This is a genomic window from Sphingobacterium detergens, assembly GCF_003610355.1.
GTDB lineage: Bacteria > Bacteroidota > Bacteroidia > Sphingobacteriales > Sphingobacteriaceae > Sphingobacterium > Sphingobacterium detergens.
Genome location: NZ_RAPY01000001.1, coordinates 2,693,298 through 2,711,120, shown reverse-complemented (window position 1 = coordinate 2,711,120; position 17,823 = coordinate 2,693,298). Strand labels below are relative to the sequence as shown.

Genomic DNA, 17,823 nt, shown 5'->3' with positions numbered 1-17,823 from the left:
ATTTAGCATTACCAGCCCGGATTCTGAATAAGTTTACCATTGGTGTTCATCTCATTGAGATCAATAGGCCATAGGCAGTCGCGGATGGTGAAACGTCTTTCCTGTTTGACATCAAGTACAAAGAATGAAGTGCCTGTGGTCCCGGTATGGTTCCATCCCCATATTGGCATGGAAAACGCCGATGTAGCCCGTTTGTGGCGCATCATATCCCAGAAATGGATACCTTCAAATGCAAACTCAATACCGCGTTCCTGCAAAATAATGTCCCGTAACCCCTCTTTAGTCCGGTGTTTATTGACCGTTTTGGCGAGCGAAGCGTCAGACCAGGCCTTTTCCACGGAGGGGATTCCGGCTCGTTCTCTGACGCGATCTAAGAGGGTGTAGACCTCTGTTGATGGGCCTGAATATTCGTTTAAAGCTTCTGCTTTCATCAGATATAGATCAGCCATTCGGATTATGGGATAAGGGAATTTTATCGTACGCTGCCAAGCACCGGATTGTGACTCTGGGTGTACCATTTTTTGTGTACCAATACCCGTGGCAAAAAAGTCTGTGGTGTGCTGCGAGGAGTTATAACCCCCATGTGAATTTCCATAGAACATGGTATTGATACGAACGGTATGTGCCCGCCAATAACCCGCTGTAATGCCCAGGTTGGCATAGAATCGAGGCTCTCTGTTCATGTATAATTTGATGGTTTCGGTATTGGGCTGCATGTAGCCGTTCCAGTGCGTATAGCTGCTTTCACTGGATGCTGGTGTCTTGATGATTTCATATTTGTTGCTGAAATCATAGGTCAGATCCTCATCAATGGGTAATCCATTTTCGGTGTAGTAACGTTCAGCCATTTGATAGGTGGCACCCATCCATTGCCATGAATAAGAAGGTTCGTTCACGACCCCGTCGCCATAGCCTTCGGGCAAACGGATATTGGAGGAATGGGCCAATTCACCTTGGTTATAGTAATTGAGATTTGAATTCCCCCAAACCAGTTCTTTATTCCATGGATCTACAATAAGCATACGTAAGTCATACAATGTTTGCATTCTTTCGGGATTAGCCGTAAATGCGGGACGATCATAAATAAAAGGTTCCTTGGCAAAATGATAGAGTCCCAGTCCATTTGCTTCGCACAATGTAATCGATTCGTTAAGCGCATCAATGGCTGCTTTCCATTTCTCTTTATCCTCAGCCTGTGGAAAGAAAGGCTGGCCATCACTGTCCATAAAATCGCCAAAGTATTCGCGGTTACCATTGAAAAATGGACTTGCTCTGAACACAAGCACCCTAGCTTTGATCGCTTTGGCTGCCACTTGGTCGATCTGCCCGAGGTTGTTGGAGGATACACGTTCAGTCAGATTCGGAATAGCTTCATTCATGAGGTTTAATACGTAATTAAAGCAATCGTCTACTTTGGAACGGTTCAAAAACAATTCCTCCGGTGTGGATGTTGGCGAAGCAAGACCGGTAGGCAGAACAATAGGTCCATAGCGCTGAATCAGTAAAAAAGCAAAATAACCTTTTAGAAATTTGACTTGTGCTTTCCACTCGGCTTTTTCTCCATCGGTCATATCACGTACTTTGTCAATATTGGCTAGGAAGACCTCACATTGGCGTATACCCTGATAGAGCGGTTTACCACCTTCGGTACCAGACCAAAGACCCAGTTGAGGTGAGGTCTGTGATTGTAAACCCCGCATAATACGGATTGCCCGTAGGTTGCCTGTATTGGTGTTAAGATCCAGCCGACCGAGCCATTCGTCTCCCAGCGACCAGGAAGTGACATGCGTCTGATCATCATTGGGTAGGTAGCTGTATACTTTGGCTAGTGCATTGTAAGCTTCAACTTTGATGTTGAATATATCTTCCAGTTTTAGGGTATTGTCTGGTACCACATCGAGGTACTTGGAACAGGAACCCAAAAAGAATGCTGTTGCAATTGCGATATATTTTATTGTTTTCATGTGTAAGTCCGTTATACGTTAAAATGATAATTGAATACCAACATTAAACCGTCGGTTTGGCGGATAGCCGAGTCCATTTCGTCCCGATTCTGGATCCCAGAGTTTGAATGGGCTGAATACAGCCAGGTTTTCGCCACTGATATAGATCCTGCTTCCTTTGCCAAAACCAAAGCGTTCTAAATTTCGCGGGCTATAACCGATCTCAAGGGATTTTAACCGGATAAAGGAACCATCCCTCAGCCACCAGGAGGACTGCTGTGTATTATTATTAATGGGATCTGTAGACAGACGAGGCCAGAATGCATGGGTATTTGGGTTAGTTTCGCTCCAATAGTTATCGGCGATAATAGCCAATGCATTTCTGCGGGAAGCGAAAGGAGCTATTCCATAAGATCCGGTATTTGGGTTGGATTCAGCGGTGGAGTTAATAAAGAAAGAGACATTTTTGTTCCCCTGAAAGAAGAAGGAAAAATCAAATGCTTTATAACCCGCAGACATACCAAAACCATATTGAATCTCTGGTACGGTAGGGTAGCCCATCGGAATCCTATCGTTATCATTGATAATGCCATCACCATTGATATCCTTGTATTTGATATCACCCGCCATGTATTCACCGAAATCCTGTCTGGGTGAATTATCTATTTCATACTGATCGACAAATAGTCGCTCGGCAAGCAGCCCCCATTCTTGTCTCAAATTGTGTCCAAGTTTCTTTAGATAGGTATCTGCATAATTTTTCTCGTCCAGTGCAAGATATTTGTTGGTGGCATAGGTGAAATTGGCCCGGGCCGAAAGCCAGAGATCCGATCCGAAGAATTTTTGATAGGTCAGCGAACCATCAAATCCCTGTGAACTGACTTTACCCACATTACCACTTATTGCAGCCTCCAAACCGGCAGATGCAGGGAAGTTTTCCCGTCGCATGTAGATCTTGCTCCGTACATCTTTAAAAAAGTCCCCCTGCAATTTGAGTGACTCATTAAAGAAATTGGCTTCTATACCAACATTCCATTTTTCGGACTCTTCCCAGGTGATATCTGGATTAGCGTAGCGGTTTACATTAAATCCATTATAAGCATTCATAAAATCGGTTCCCCAACGATACATGGCATCATTTCCCCTTGAAATATCCGATAGGTAAAAGAAGCGGTCTCTCCGCTCGGCAATGGCGTCATTTCCGACACGTCCCCAGGTACCACGTAGTTTTAATGTACTGACGACCGATTTAAGTGGTTCAAAAAAACGTTCGCTCGAGACCATCCAGCCACCGCCCAAGGAAGGAAAGAAGCCAAAGCGTTTTTGGCCCATGAACTTCTCCGAACCATTTAAACCATAAGCAAATTCCGCAAAGTATTTATTGTCGAAATCATAGGTCAGACGTCCAGAGTTTCCCATATTGCGTTCGGGTAAGGTTTCGTAAATGGAGTTGCTATTACCGGATGTCAGTAATTTTTCCTCGATCATCCCCACGGTCATGGCACCTAAATTGTGATTGCCAAAACTACGGTTCCAGTTAAAACGCGCCTCGAAATAATAATTGGAGCTGGCATCCCTTTTTGGGTCTACATCGCCCAGCGTTGCTCGGCCTGTTGTGGGATTGAGCGCATAGAGACTGTACTCACCGGTAATCTGGTTGTAATTTTCCAGATCGTAATAAAAGGGATCATAGCTCCTGGTACCGGCATATTTGCTCCAAGTTGTTACCGAAGCCCGGCCTTGGAGTTTCAGACCTGGTGTCAGAAATGCCAGATCCTGCATCAAGGTAGCCTGCGCTGTGATGGTATTTTCATTGCGGTCTTCATAACCCCGCACCATCTCCGCATAGGGATTGTTTTTGAGTGATCCTGTTACAAAGGTATTCCCAAATAAAGTGTGTTGAGTAAATTCGTTTTTGGTATCAGGGGAAAATACTGCCGGAAAGTCAACGGGATTGCTGTTCATGACCATCCGAAAGATATCACTTGCTGATCTGAATGGCCCGTTATAACGTTCAAACCGTCCCTGGATCCGGGTGTCTAAGGTGGTGGTTTTTGTCAGTTTGAAGATCACATTTGACCGAATAAAAAAACGGTTGATATTGATGTTGTTATTGAAATTGTTTCGGTCATCCACTTTCAGCAAACCGGACTCTTTATCAAAACCACCCGATACATAATAGGTGGCCACCTGTCCACCACCGCTAAGATTGACATTGGCTTTTGTATTGACTGTATAGTTCTTGAGTAGGGTATTGTACCAGTCGATGTTGGGGAAAATCATGGGATTTTCATTATCTATTGTCGACTGTATTTTCTGTTGGGAATAATAAGGACCAAGAATAGGGTCTCTGGTCATGCGCGCCTCATTATAGAGTTTCATGTAGTCAATGCCATCAACCATTTTGATCATTCGGGTTGGTGATGCGGTATTGACATCTACGCGGGCATTCAATCCTACAGGTCCCTCTCTTCCCGCTTTGGTGGTGACCATGATAATACCGTTGGCACCGCGGGCACCATAGAGTACGGTTGCCGAGGCGTCTTTTAATATAGAGAAACTTTCTATATCATCGGGCTGCATCCGGGCAAGATTGTCGGTGGTTGATTCAAAACCGTCAATCAGGATCAGTGGAGAAGCCTGGTAGCCGAATGTTGTGACCCCACGGACAAAGAACTGGGCATTGTCGGCACCCGGTTCGCCTGAGTTCTGAAAAGAAATCACGCCGGGTATGCGGCCGGCGAAGGCGCTGGTGAGGTTGGTTGCGGGAATTTTTAGATCTGAGGCTTTTACTGTGGTAATGGCACCCACTACCGTTGCTTTTTTCTGCGTACCGAAGGCGACGACGGTGACTTCATCAAGACTCTTTCCATCGTCATACAATAATACTTCAATAATGTTCTGTGGACCGATGACACGCGTTTCATCTTTCTTTCCCACAAATGTAAAAACTAGGCTGTCGCCCACAATACCAGAGAGTTGAAACTCTCCATTCGCGTTGGTCTTCGTTACCGGAACCCTATTCTTGAGAATGGTAACGCCTTCGATTTTTTCTCCATTTGATGCATCTTTCACAATACCGGTAAGCTGCTTTTGAGCAAAAGACAGCATGGGTAGGGTAAAGAGCAATAGGAAAAGAAACAGTTTTTCTTTTCGTTTTTGCATAATTGATAGGTGATTAGATAAATTAATTGGTTGATTTACGTTGGGAAGAAGATATTAGATTCGTTTATCAATTCTTCCTTTTTAAAGACAAGGAGCCCCCAAGACAGGAGTTGCCCTAAAAAATAAATTGGTTTAAGTTTGTTTTAAATTATTTGGTTATTACTTCTTATTCAGGTTTTTGGTACAGCCTTGACTGTCTGTTTTAGCTAGCTCCCTAATGAGCTAAAGCAGAGCATAGCAATAGATGAATTCTTTATTTTTTGCATAAAGGTTAGGTTTTAGATTATACAAATTGGTTATTTTCAAACTGAAAGTATAAGAACTGTCGATCTTATTTTTCCTTTCGTTATTGCTATAACGATTTAAGCAAGATATTGTTTGAGAAAAATTAAATTAAATGAAAAATATTACACAAAAATACTTCGAAAAGATTTGTTTCTCGGATCGTATTATTAGGTTTAGTATAAATAGGAGGGGAAAGGAGAGGGAATCGATAGACAACGGAATAGTGGGACCATTCCGTTGTCAGCCTTGGATATACTGATTGTATTTTTCAGTTAGCTTATTTTTACACGCCAGCGATTGCGTCGGAGATACCTAATATAACGCCTACGACAAGTCCCAGGAAATTAAATCCGATGGTGATGATGGCTATGATCCCGATAAATTTATAATGTTTCTTTAAAGCTTCGAGACAGAGCTCAAGTTGGATGCTATCGCGGTTTTCGACGGCTTTTTTTGCTTTGGATCCAAAATTATAGAGGAAATAGATCGGGAGGCAGGAGAAAGCCATCATCAGCAGGTAAAGTATACCAAAGGTTGATATTGTGCTAGCGGATATATATTCACCTTGATCTAGAGATAAGGCACTTGCCCCGAACATCAGACTAATCATAGTTATGGCCGATAACCCAATAAGTATAAAACAGAGAATAGCCAAAAAAATAGCCCATTTAGCTGCTGAAGCTAAGAAAGAAAGCCCTGCTGGAGACAACTTAATGTCTGCGGGTTCCTGAAAAGAAGAATTTTGAATACCGACTTCCATGAAAAAAGTGAATTATAAAGGTGTGCGAATTTCTAAAAAGTTCTCCGTTTTTAAAAACAGATTTTTAAAGAAACCAGTTCGAACGGACAATAGTTTATAGTTTTTAAATAAATACAAGGCACAGTAGCGCAATTGCTACAAAAAAACGAGTTGATTAATAAAATTCTCGGTTGAAAGAAAGTTAATGAATTTTTTTAAAAAAGCTCAAGTTGGGAATGGAAGAATGTTGTTACAAATAAATCGGAGCGATTGACTGTGGAAAACTATTTTATATAGACTTGGTTCTTTGGAAATGGTGGTTTAAAAGGTGTTATAACGTTTTTTTTCTTTAAAAATTATATAGGAAGATAAGAATTTCTTCCTGTATAGTATGAAGTGTATGTGCTGTAGTGTGTTAAGTTTATATTAAGTCCTTTGTTATTTGAAATCTCTTAGTAATTTTGCTTAACATTTTTTAACAAATCACATTATATGAAAAGATCTTTACTCTTTTTCGCTCTTGTAATGGCCAGTTATGGTGCTGTACAAGCTCAGGTCACGACAAGTAGCGTTACAGGTATTGTAAAAGAAGCAAACGGCAGTCTAACTTCGGGAGCTACTATCAAGGCAACACACGTGCCATCGGGAACAGTTTATACTGGATCGGCAAATGCTGCTGGAAGGTTTAACTTAGCAAACATGCGTGTTGGAGGACCTTATACGATTGAAGTAACGTATGTCGGACAGAATCCAGTTGTTTATAATGATGTTTATTTACAGTTAGGACAACCTTTTGTGTTGAACCCTGTATTTACGGATAAGAGTACTACTTTAGAGGAAGTAACTGTTACTGCTCGTAGAGGTGCCACAAAAACTGGGGTATCTACTATTGTAAGTAGAAAGAAAATTGAGGAAATGCCTGCTATTTCCAGAAGTATTACGGATTTGACAAAATTAAATCCACAGGCAAACTCGCAAGGGGACGGCTTTTCGTTTGCTGGTAGAAATAGTTTGTTCAACTCTTTGACCTTGGATGGTGCACAAATGAATAATGCATTTGGTTTGTCATCTCTTCCAGGTGGTCAGACAAACGCACAGCCTTTTTCATTGGATGCGATTGAGGCTATTCAGATCAACCTTTCGCCATATGATGTGAAACAAGGTGGATTTACAGGAGCAGGTGTCAATGCGATTACAAAATCAGGTACCAATACGGTGACCGGATCGGCCTACTGGTATTTTAAGAATCAAGATTTACAAGGTTATACAGTTGATGGTGAAAAATTACCAAAAACGGAAAGTTATAAAAATAATCAATTAGGCTTTAGTGTTGGTGGTCCAATTATTAAGAATAAATTGTTTTTCTTCTTGAATGGTGAAACTACCAAACGTACAACACCAGGTTCTAATATTCTTGCAAATAGAGGTACAGGTGCTGCAAATGAATCGATTGTGAAGGCTTCCGATTTGGATTTGGTTCAGAAAACTTTAATGGAGCAATTTGGTTATGATCCGGGTGTGTACGAAGGATTTAATAATGATCAGAAAGCCAATAATATTACAGCAAAAATTGACTGGAATATTAATGAAAAGCATAAATTTACACTCCGTTATAACCACCTAGATTCTTATAGAGATATTAACCCAAGTACATCTAACAGTAATAGAGGACGCGGACCTAGTACAACTTCTTTGATTTTCTCTAATCTTCGTTACCGTCAAAACAATAATATCAACTCTATTACTGCGGAGTTAAACTCAACATTCAATAGTAAGTACGCGAATCAGATCCAAGTGGTTTATTCGGCATTTAGAGATTTTCGTGATCCTAAGGGCAGTCTTTTCCCAACCGTAGATATTGAGAATGGTTCGGGGGCTAATTATATTTCTTTTGGTTCAGAGCCTTTTTCAATCTTAAATAAACTAGACCAAAATCTATTTAGTATTACAGATAACTTCAATATTTTTGCCGGAGCACATACCTTTACTTTTGGAGGGTCATTAAGCTATCAAAAATTTAGTAATGCTTTTGCTCAATTTATGAACGGACAGTACCGTTATAAAAATATGGATGACTTTATTGCTGCTGCTAAAGGTGATAAAACAGTACTCCCTATACAATATCAATTAACGTATTCTGTCGTACCGGGTAACGAAAGGCCATCAGCAGATTTTAGCATGATGCCAATTGCTCTGTATGCGCAAGATGAGTGGTTTGTGAAGCCAAACTTTAAATTAAGTTATGGTATTAGAGCAGACATTCCAGTATATACGACGGACATCGTAACGAATGAGAAAGTTCTTGGTATGACCTTCGCGAATGGGGAAAAATTAGATGTATCCCGTTTACCAAAAGCTAGAGTACTGGTATCACCAAGAGCAGGATTTGATTGGGATATCAGACAAGATCGGTCATTTGTATTACGTGGAGGAACGGGAATCTTCACAGGGGGGGTACCAGGCGTATGGTTAACAAATCAGGCTGGTCAGACAGGTATGACATTTGGTAACATGCTTGAAAATGTAAAAGATGCTCCGGTTAATAGACCATTTAATCCAGATCCCACTGCATACTTGCCAGCGGACCGCCAGAATCCAGCAACCTATGAAATCGATGTGACTTCGAGAGATTTTAAAATGCCACAAATCTGGCGTTCAAACCTAGCCGTTGAGTACGCCTTGCCATGGGATATGAAGGCTACTTTAGAAGGGATCTATACCAAATCTATTAATGAAGTCTATCACCGGGATGCAAACCTAACAGATCCAAAGGGCAATTTTTCCGGTACAGGGGATACAAGGGCATATTGGTTAGCTAAAGATAATCCAAGACAAATCAATCCATCTATTACACGTGCGATTGTATTAGATAATACTTCCAAGGGAAATGCGTATAGTATTACAGCACAATTGGAGAAACGTTTTGGTAAATATGGTGATGCAATGATTGCCTATACACATAGTAGTGCAAAAGATATTACTTCAAATCCAGGTTCTCAAGCGAACTCAGCATACACTGGTAATGCGATGGTAAGTAATCCGAATTCCCCGGTTTTAGCTTATTCAAGTTTTGTAGTTAGAAATCGTATCATTGCAGCAGTAAATGTGAATTTCAATATTACTCCACAATTACCTACTAGAATTGGTTTAGTCTATGAAGGTAGACCTTATGGAGATGTCTTTGGTGGAACAAGATTTAACTACACTGTAAGCGGTGATATATTAAATGGAAGTGGGCGCTTTTCTAATGTTTTAATGTATGTACCAAAAGATCGTGCAGATATTGCCTTAGTTGATATAATGGATAGTAAGGATAAAACTAAAGTTTTAGAAACGGCAGATGCGCAATGGGCAAGACTTGATGCCTATATTAGCCAAGACAAATATTTAAGCACTAGAAGAGGGCAATATGCCGAAAGAAATGGTGCAGAGTATCCTTGGATGAATCGTTTTGACATTCGGATTATGCAAGAATTATCTAAAGTGTTGAAAACAAAAGATAATCACAGATTGCAAGTTTCTTTTGATATTATCAATGTAGGTAACTTATTGAGCAGCAAATGGGGCGTTACAAAAACACCTAATATTACCAACTTTATGCAATATCAAGGTGTAACTGACAATAAACCGACGTATACTGTTAGTCAAAATCTTAAAGAGAAAACATTTAGAAATAATACAGGTATAGATTCTAGATATCAAATGCAATTAGGTATTCGTTATATCTTCAATTAGGATATACGAACTTAATAAAATTAAAAATCCCCGATCTATTAATAGACTGGGGATTTTTTTTAGAAATAGTTTGAACCATTATTTTAATATCATATATATTTATTCCATAATATTATCGATAGGTCTGCCGATATTTTTGTTATTTAATATAGCTATACAATTAACAATTGTATGGACTGTTAGTGTAAGTATAGGTGTGTTGGCTTTCTTGTTAATCCAAATTGTGTTCATTTATTTCATAGTTTTCAATTGCTACAAATTCTTTCATGAATATTAAATCCTTGGTTGAAGTCGGGTCATCATTTCTCTTAAAAATAAACTCTAACCCTAAATCGCCACTTCTGTCGCTCATAAATCCATCATTTGTAGAACAAGTAAGTTGCGTATTACTTGTTAATGATATGAGTTCATCCGAAGGAAGACGGTCTGGTGGATTGGTTAATTTTATTCTGATAGATTTAAGTGTTAATCCGATACTGGGATTAATCTGTAAATTAGTTGTTTTTAATAGATCTCCATTAACAGTGAAAATCGCATTAGACCAACTATAAGGCTCGATATCACCAAAAGGCCCTGAGTTGTACCCAGTATAATGGTCTATTTTTCCTCCTATTAGGATTTTAGTTTTAAGAGAGAATATGCCAAATTTTATATCGCGTACTGGCTGATAATAGCTGGGTGTTATATTTCCTTCTTTTTTCATTGACAGCGAGATGGTGTGTAGCGGAATGGATGTTACTACAGATCCATCTAACTTAAGAGTTCCTTCAATCTTGACAATGGGGTCGAAACTTGGAGCAGAACCACCGCCGCCGAAAAATCCTTTACTAATTCCCAGGTATTTTCCGACTACAGGAATAATTTCTCCATAACCCAACGCTTTGTTTAAAAAGCTTTTATCTTTTTGACTTTGAGACGTTTTAAGCTTTTCTAGAAGGTTTTTTGAATCCAATAAAACACTTGTGAGTCCTTCGGCACCTTTTACAACTTTGCTGCCATCTGCTAGAACTTTGCCGACCCCGTTTTCATAAGATGGGGTGATCTGACTAAGATATTGTGGTACTGCGCTAAATTCAGTTGAAGCAAGTTTAATTTGTGAAGTAAGGACGCTTTTGATATTTAAGTCTAAAATTTGATTTGCCTGAACGTTTGGATCATAGTTCATTAAATTGAAATCGAAATTCATCCATGAACCGAATTGATTTGCTGTTGCCATAACCTCTTGATTTTCTGTTTTATCATAAGAATCTAGGTAATTTGCGTTAGAAAAAAAAGACAGACTAGCGTTGGTATAAGTTGAATTTCTAAATTTTAAAGAGCCTAAAAAATAAGAAGTACCTATACTTTGGGAGTTCATTACAAAAACTCTTAAAATGCCTCGGTATTTATTGTAAACCGCAAAGTACGGCATATATACCCCCCTCGTAGGTGTACCGAAATCTTTATAGACTAGGATCCATCCGTCTTCTGTTTTTATATCAGGATTTATTTGATTCATTGGATTTCCCTGTGTTTTCCACGGAACTAACATATTGTGTTCATTGATGGTTGATCCAGCTTGTGTAGTATAATAAACCTTAACCGTGTTTAGAGCACTATTATTCCAGTCCCAATTTGGATCGAGGTTGGGGGCGTTGGGTTGAGTGATATTTGCTTTTAACGAACGAGATTGTTCTATAGGGACTTCGGGATTTTCGTCAATTTTTGAACAGCCCGTGATACTGATTAGCAGTATCGATAATAGAGTGAAAATAATACTTCTCATAATGTAATTTTGTTTATTTGATCTTTTGTCTTATAAATATAAATAATGTTTATTTTTTTTATTTTCTTTATATTAAATTAATGTTTTTTGTTCGCCTATAGATTCTAGTTTATAGCGAATTTTTTCAATTTCAACCATTTTTTAGCTCAATTAGATATTTTTAATTCGGTGTTAAAAGAAGAAAGTTTTTCTTAAACGAACTTAAAAGTGATTTTCGTCCATTGGTTGCTTTTGCTGGGACCTAAATTAACACCAAGTTATTATTAACATTGGACTGAAAGCAGAATGAACAATTTGCAGAAGATGCTTATCGCACTAACTTCCTGCTTTCTTTGCTATTTTTCCTGACCTTATTCGTCCATTGACCTACTTTTGACCTACATTTTTCCTACAGTTGACTTATAGGAGTAGGTCAACTGTAGGAAAAATGCAGAATGATTATAGTAAATCTTTGAAAGAAAGGGCCTGTTTAGTAGCCAGTTTCTTAGTACTGACTTGGAGTAATTATTACTGGTCGCTCTTGAAAAAGAAATGATAAATCAATATAAACTAAGAATTTTATGATGTAAATTCAATCCGATAAAAACTTAAAGATGAAAGCAAAATTTACGGAAGTCTTAAATGATACATTATCTTATTTTCTACTTGGAGATATTGAATTGCTGCACGATTACCAAGTGAAAAACGGTTTACCCAATGATCTGGCAACCGAATTTACAACAAAAGAAACAGGCGACTGGGTTGTCGAAGCGGGGATCATGATTCCTTTGTCACAGGTTGAAAATTTACCCTATACCATTATCTTTCTAACTGATGATGAAGCACCTGAACTATTGAAGGAGGGGAATGATCTTCAGATCCGGGAAGATGGATACATCTTGAACATAGTGAACGGTAAGATCATGTTATTTACCTGGTGGATACTAAAAGATTTTACCGCAGAGAAAATGAAAGAGCGGATCGAACACCAACATAAGTTCGGAAAGCCTCAAGTTGAGCTGGAAAATGGCTGGTACAAGCTTAGTATACTTGCCGGACTCACACAGCAAGAAAGTTCTTTCAAAAATCAGGATGGAGAAACAATGTATATTACTGGGTTAGAACCTACGTTTGAATTTGTGCTGACCAAAACAACCGTAAAAGATCAATGTACCGCCGATATTTTTCGATCCTATAAAATAATGCTGTAGATTGTTTTGCTTCATATGTTTGAATAGCAATAGCTATACGGTGCTGCTTTAGACAAGAGGAGTGTTGGTTTTGCTCATGCAACACGGAAGATAGCTATATGGAGAAAGCAGTCCGTAACAACCTGTTTTGTATAGGTAATTAGCTTGTGTTCAATAGAAAATAACAACTTTATCATTGAAATTCGAAACTTATTTTTCTTTCAGTTCCCGATTGATAGCTATAAATTTGTTCGAGACTTATTAATATATAGATTTGTCCAGGTTATCATGGACAATGATTTACTTTCTCTACCCTCCCAGGCAAACAGAGTGATTAGAGGAAGTGTAAATGTCCCGTAATTGTCTTCGTGTTTTTGCAAAATATACTGAGCGATTGCGGGCATTTGCTTTATTCAATAGGCTTTTTCGCAAACAAGCCAGTTATATATAAGTCATCTATCTCCCTCATCATTTCCTGACATAAGATTCTTTTCCAAAGCTGTTTTTTTACATTTCCAGCGCTTTTTAAGTACGACCTAAATACAGATTTTACGCCACCGACCAACCCGATTACTGGAAAAAAGGTCGACAGAATTTAGAAAACCGATTAATGACTTACACACTTTATGGGATACTGCCAAATCTTGAAAAAAAGGTCAGATTTCTCTGAAATATATGGCACCAAAGAGGGACAGTTAATCGAGAGCAATTCTGTTATTGTTGAATAATATGTGCCTAAAGGTGACTACTTTTTGCCTTTTGCTAGTCACTCCTTGCTAAAAACTGAACACTTTTTCTGAACAAGTGATCACGTTTTCAGAAAAAGTGACCGGTTGTTCAGAAAACGTGATCACTTTCTTGGTGGAAGTGATTAGAATTTACACAGGAGTGAACAGTCCCTGGCAGGAACTGTTCAGGATTTTGAAAGAAGTGATCAGTATGTTGGAAGGACTGACCAGTCCCACTGAAATACTGTTGCCTTTCTGGAAGAAAGTGAACACAATATGCAAAAGAGTGTTCGGACTGCTGAGGAAAGTGATCGGTGTTTACAACATTCCGATCACAAATTGTAACAAACTGATCAGTCTTTAATAGAAACCGAACAGTCGGTTGAAAAAACTGAACAGTTACTGAAAAGGACCATTCGGTTGTTTGAAAAAAGTGATCAGCTTGTTTGGAGTACTGTTCAGCTTGTCGGAAATACTGTTCGGTTTTTCGAGAATACTGTTCAGTTTGTTGGAAATACTGTTCACTATTTTCCAAAGAGTGTTTAGCAAAAGCCAAAAACTGGTCAGGGATTGGGGTAGTTCTTGCATTTTTTACGAACTGATTTTTAAATTCTGTTGTTTGATTATCGTCTGGTATTTATAATCTTTGTATAGATTATAACATACAAATTATGGGAAGTTCCCACGAGCAGTCTTTAGGTATAGCCTTACCAAATACCATTCGGCATTATCCCATGGGAGATCAGGCGATTGTCCTTTCTTTTGGTGATTCGCTTTCCGAAGCTGTCAATACACAGGTCCGTAAGGTCGTGGCCTGTATCGAAAACTGGTCGCAGCCAGGTGTTATTGAGTATGTTCCGGCCTATACAACAATCACGATATACTATGATCCGCTGACGATTACCTATCAGGAACTATTGACTGCATTTCAAACAATCGTACAAGATATATCAGATGATCCGAAATATAAGGCTGTAAAAAAGGAAATCCCCGTCTATTACAATGGGGATGACCTCGCTTATGTGGCCCAATACAATGGGTTGACGGAAGAAGAAGTTATCCATATCCACAGTGCTCCGGAATACCGAGTATATATGATCGGTTTTGTTCCTGGATTTCCCTATTTGGGCGGTCTAGACAGCCGGATCGCAACAGCACGAAAAGAAGTACCCCGCTTGAAGATTGAGGCTGGAGCGGTGGGGATTGCGGGACAACAGACAGGAGTGTACCCGATCGCGACACCTGGAGGCTGGCAGATCATTGGACATTCGCCATTGCAGCTGTTTGACCTCAAACGTGAAAAACCCTCCTTGCTTGAAGTGGGGGATCTTGTGTGTTTTGTGCCTATAACTTATGATGAGTTTGTTCAACTAAAAGCAGCATCCTATGGGTATTAAGATCATCAGGGCGGGCATGTTGACTGCAATACAGGACTTGGGACGTTATGGTCTACAGCGCTACGGTATGGCCGTTAGTGGGGCAATGGATAGCTATGCTTTACTGCTGGGTAACAGTATACTTGGAAATGCAGAAAACGAAGCCGCAATAGAATGTACTATCATTGGTCCTACCATTTATTTCGAACAGGCACAGCTTATCGCTGTGACAGGCGCAGACCTGTCACCCAAGGTTGATGGTCAGCCCTTACCAATGTGGAAACCTGTCTTGATTGAGGCTGGTTCACTGCTTTCCTTCGGGAGACCAAATTCAGGCAGCCGGTCTTATATCTGTTTTCGGGGAGGACTTGATATCCCCGAAGTACTGGGCAGCAGATCAACTTATAGCAAGGGAGAAATAGGTGGCTGGCAAGGTCGGTCACTCAAAGAACAGGACCGGATTGCTTTCAACCATCCCTATGATAGTGGAGAAACCCAATTCTCCTGGAGCATTGACCCTGCGCTGTATCCAGACCTTTCTACTGGAGTGATCCGGGTGATGGACGGCCCACAGCGGGATCAGTTTGAAAGCGACTCACTGAAAAGCTTCTTTGCGGATGTGTTTACCATTAGCAAAAACTCGGATCGGATGGGATACCGCTTACAATCCAGACCGCTACAGCTCAAAAAACAAAGGGAACTTTTATCAACGGCGGTCACCTTTGGTAGTATACAGGTGCCACCGGATGGCAACGCAATTATTTTAATGGCTGACCATCCGACCACAGGCGGTTATCCCGTCATTGGCCAGGTTGCTACTGTAGACCTTCCGCTCCTGGCGCAAAAGGGGCCCGAGGATAACATCCGTTTTGAACGGGTCGACCTGGATGAGGCCCAAAATTTATTGAAACAGCGTCATCAACAATTAATTAAACTGAAAAGTGCAATCGCATTGAAATATGAATAAGCAACTGACTATAGATTTAAATTGCGATATGGGCGAGAGTTTTGGCGCTTGGACAATGGGCAATGATGAGGCTATCCTGCCTTATGTTTCCGCTGTCAATATTGCCTGTGGTTTTCATGCCGGAGATCCTTCGACTATGATGAAAACCATTCAGCTGGCCCTGAAATATAATGTTAAAATAGGCGCCCATCCCGGTTTTAAGGATCTGGTAGGTTTTGGAAGACGGGAGATTCAGACTACAGCTCGGGAAGTTTACGAACTGGTTGTCTATCAGATTGGTGCACTTGCGGCATGTGCCAAGGTCCAACAGACAACATTACGACATGTGAAGCCACATGGCGCCCTCTATAATATGGCGGCGCGCAAACCTGAATTGGCCGATGCCATTGCAGCAGCGATCTACGCGATCGATCCAAACCTCATCCTATATGGTCTTTCGGGCAGCGAACTCATTAACGCAGGTCGGAATAAAGGCTTGAAGGTATATAGTGAGGTCTTTGCCGACCGCACTTACCAACAGGATGGCACATTGACAGCAAGGTCGGATAAAAATGCGCTTATTCATGATCCTGAGCAGGCGGCAGAACAGGTCTTGTGTATGATCAGAACAGGAAAAGTGACTTCCCTACAAGGTAATGTGGTGGACATCCAAGCCGATACCATCTGCCTGCATGGAGATAGCCCAGAAGCCGTACAATTTGCCAAGACAATCAACCAAACGTTAAAAAACCACGATATACTGATCCGATGAAACAAAAAAATACTTCAGCACTTATTGGTGCGGCATTGTTGATGGCGACATCGGCTATCGGTCCGGGCTTCCTGACACAAACGACGGTTTTCACAAAATCACTAGGCGCGAGCTTTGGATTCGTGATTCTGGTATCCATACTAATTGATATCGGGGTTCAGTTAAATATCTGGCGTGTGATCGCCGTATCCGAAATGAGGGCACAGGATATCGCGAACAAACTGTTGCCCGGATTGGGTGGTTTTATCTCGCTACTGATTATCCTCGGCGGTCTGGCATTCAATATTGGCAATGTCGCTGGAGCGGGACTGGGGTTGGAAGCCCTCTTTGGTATAAATGTCATGACGGGGGCCTGTATATCGGCATTCATTGCCATCGCTGTTTTCCTAAACAGACAGATCGGCAAAGCCATGGATCGCTTTACACAACTGATGGGGGCGATCATGATTTTAGCATTTATCTACATCACATTGATATCTTCGCCGCCATTGGGCGAGGCTGTACTGCGTACAGTAGCTCCGGCAAAGATCGACTTTGTTTCGATCATAACATTGGTAGGGGGCACTGTCGGCGGATATATTACTTTTGCAGGTGGTCATCGCTTGATTGATGCTGGGGTAAAAGGATTTGATGCCTTACCTACCGTCAATAGAAGTGCCGTCATGGGGATATCTGTTGCTTCCCTAGTTAGGGTCTGTCTATTTTTGGCTGCCTTGGGTGTGCTGAGTCAGGGTTTGCTGATCGACGATGGTAATCCTACAGCCTCAGTTTTCCGGCTTGCGGCAGGCAATTTTGGCTATCGCCTGTTCGGTCTGGTCATGTTCGCAGCTTCGATTACCTCCATTATCGGTTCAGCTTATACTTCCGTTTCATTTATAAAAACATTCAATGCACGGATTGCAAAAAATGAAAATTGGATTATCATTGCTTTTATATTGATTTCCACCCTAATATTTGTTTTTGTTGGTAAGCCTGTCCATCTATTGATTATCGCTGGTGCAGTGAATGGTTTTATATTGCCGATCTCGTTGACCGTGATGTTGATAGCTGCCTACAAACCTGCTATTGTGGGCGTCTATAAACAACCGATCCTGCTGACATTGATTGGCGCAACGATCGTTGTGTTAATGGCGTTTATGAGCCTAAGAGTACTCATGGATATGTAAGTCTTTCGAACATCAGGTCATAGTTTTCAACATA

11 protein-coding genes are annotated in these 17,823 nt (G+C 40.5%); 7 read left to right on the top strand and 4 right to left on the bottom strand.

Annotation, left to right across the window (positions count from 1 at the left end; all coding sequences use genetic code 11):
• Positions 1 to 8: 8 nt before the first annotated feature.
• From DFQ12_RS11550 to DFQ12_RS11540, 3 genes are all read right to left on the bottom strand, one after another.
• Positions 9 to 1,964, bottom strand: a complete 1,956-nt coding sequence (locus DFQ12_RS11550; protein WP_120259066.1) for a RagB/SusD family nutrient uptake outer membrane protein — start codon at positions 1,962 to 1,964, stop codon at positions 9 to 11.
• An 18-nt stretch (positions 1,965 to 1,982) separates the two neighbouring features.
• The gene (locus DFQ12_RS11545) at positions 1,983 to 5,108 is read right to left on the bottom strand and encodes a SusC/RagA family TonB-linked outer membrane protein (RefSeq protein WP_120259065.1); all 3,126 of its coding nucleotides are present in this window, start codon (positions 5,106 to 5,108) and stop codon (positions 1,983 to 1,985) included.
• A 568-nt stretch (positions 5,109 to 5,676) separates the two neighbouring features.
• A complete protein-coding gene (locus tag DFQ12_RS11540; RefSeq protein ID WP_120259064.1) occupies positions 5,677 to 6,153 on the bottom strand; it encodes a hypothetical protein in 477 nt (158 codons plus the stop codon).
• 471 nt (positions 6,154 to 6,624) lie between these two features.
• Here DFQ12_RS11540 and DFQ12_RS11535 point away from each other — a divergent pair, with 471 nt between their 5' ends.
• Positions 6,625 to 9,867 carry a TonB-dependent receptor gene (locus DFQ12_RS11535; protein WP_120259063.1) on the top strand — a complete coding sequence of 1,081 codons (3,243 nt, stop codon included), beginning with the start codon at positions 6,625 to 6,627 and terminating at the stop codon, positions 9,865 to 9,867.
• Positions 9,868 to 10,078: 211 nt separating this feature from the next.
• On the opposite strand, the gene DFQ12_RS11530 is transcribed toward DFQ12_RS11535, so the two are convergent.
• Entirely contained in the window at positions 10,079 to 11,632 is a 1,554-nt protein-coding gene (locus tag DFQ12_RS11530) for a hypothetical protein (protein ID WP_120259062.1), read from the bottom strand.
• Between the two features lie 593 nt (positions 11,633 to 12,225).
• On the opposite strand from DFQ12_RS11530, the gene DFQ12_RS11525 reads away from it, so the two are divergent.
• From DFQ12_RS11525 to DFQ12_RS11500, 6 genes are all read left to right on the top strand, one after another.
• Positions 12,226 to 12,822 (top strand): hypothetical protein, encoded by a 597-nt coding sequence (locus DFQ12_RS11525; RefSeq protein WP_120259061.1) that lies wholly within the window; start codon positions 12,226 to 12,228, stop codon positions 12,820 to 12,822.
• A gap of 783 nt (positions 12,823 to 13,605) precedes the next feature.
• Positions 13,606 to 13,893 (top strand): hypothetical protein, encoded by a 288-nt coding sequence (locus DFQ12_RS27940; RefSeq protein WP_147420393.1) that lies wholly within the window; start codon positions 13,606 to 13,608, stop codon positions 13,891 to 13,893.
• Positions 13,894 to 14,200: 307 nt separating this feature from the next.
• Entirely contained in the window at positions 14,201 to 14,926 is a 726-nt protein-coding gene (pxpB, locus tag DFQ12_RS11515; protein ID WP_120259059.1) for a 5-oxoprolinase subunit PxpB, read from the top strand.
• Entirely contained in the window at positions 14,916 to 15,872 is a 957-nt protein-coding gene (locus DFQ12_RS11510; RefSeq protein WP_120259058.1) for a 5-oxoprolinase subunit C family protein, read from the top strand. Before pxpB ends, DFQ12_RS11510 begins: the two co-directional genes overlap by 11 nt.
• Positions 15,865 to 16,623: a LamB/YcsF family protein gene (locus tag DFQ12_RS11505; RefSeq protein WP_120259057.1), complete on the top strand. Its 759-nt coding sequence runs from the start codon at positions 15,865 to 15,867 to the stop codon at positions 16,621 to 16,623. Before DFQ12_RS11510 ends, DFQ12_RS11505 begins: the two co-directional genes overlap by 8 nt.
• Entirely contained in the window at positions 16,620 to 17,789 is a 1,170-nt protein-coding gene (locus tag DFQ12_RS11500; RefSeq protein ID WP_120259056.1) for an NRAMP family divalent metal transporter, read from the top strand. Before DFQ12_RS11505 ends, DFQ12_RS11500 begins: the two co-directional genes overlap by 4 nt.
• The last annotated feature ends 34 nt before the right edge of the window (positions 17,790 to 17,823 follow it).

Coding starts and splice junctions, on each gene's coding strand:
- DFQ12_RS11525 (WP_120259061.1), top strand. CDS start 12,226: ATGAAAGCAAAATTTACGGAAGTCTTAAATGATACATTATCTTATTTT.
- DFQ12_RS11545 (WP_120259065.1), bottom strand. CDS start 5,108: ATGCAAAAACGAAAAGAAAAACTGTTTCTTTTCCTATTGCTCTTTACC.
- pxpB (WP_120259059.1), top strand. CDS start 14,201: ATGGGAAGTTCCCACGAGCAGTCTTTAGGTATAGCCTTACCAAATACC.
- DFQ12_RS11510 (WP_120259058.1), top strand. CDS start 14,916: ATGGGTATTAAGATCATCAGGGCGGGCATGTTGACTGCAATACAGGAC.
- DFQ12_RS11550 (WP_120259066.1), bottom strand. CDS start 1,964: ATGAAAACAATAAAATATATCGCAATTGCAACAGCATTCTTTTTGGGT.
- DFQ12_RS11530 (WP_120259062.1), bottom strand. CDS start 11,632: ATGAGAAGTATTATTTTCACTCTATTATCGATACTGCTAATCAGTATC.
- DFQ12_RS11500 (WP_120259056.1), top strand. CDS start 16,620: ATGAAACAAAAAAATACTTCAGCACTTATTGGTGCGGCATTGTTGATG.
- DFQ12_RS11505 (WP_120259057.1), top strand. CDS start 15,865: ATGAATAAGCAACTGACTATAGATTTAAATTGCGATATGGGCGAGAGT.
- DFQ12_RS11540 (WP_120259064.1), bottom strand. CDS start 6,153: ATGGAAGTCGGTATTCAAAATTCTTCTTTTCAGGAACCCGCAGACATT.
- DFQ12_RS11535 (WP_120259063.1), top strand. CDS start 6,625: ATGAAAAGATCTTTACTCTTTTTCGCTCTTGTAATGGCCAGTTATGGT.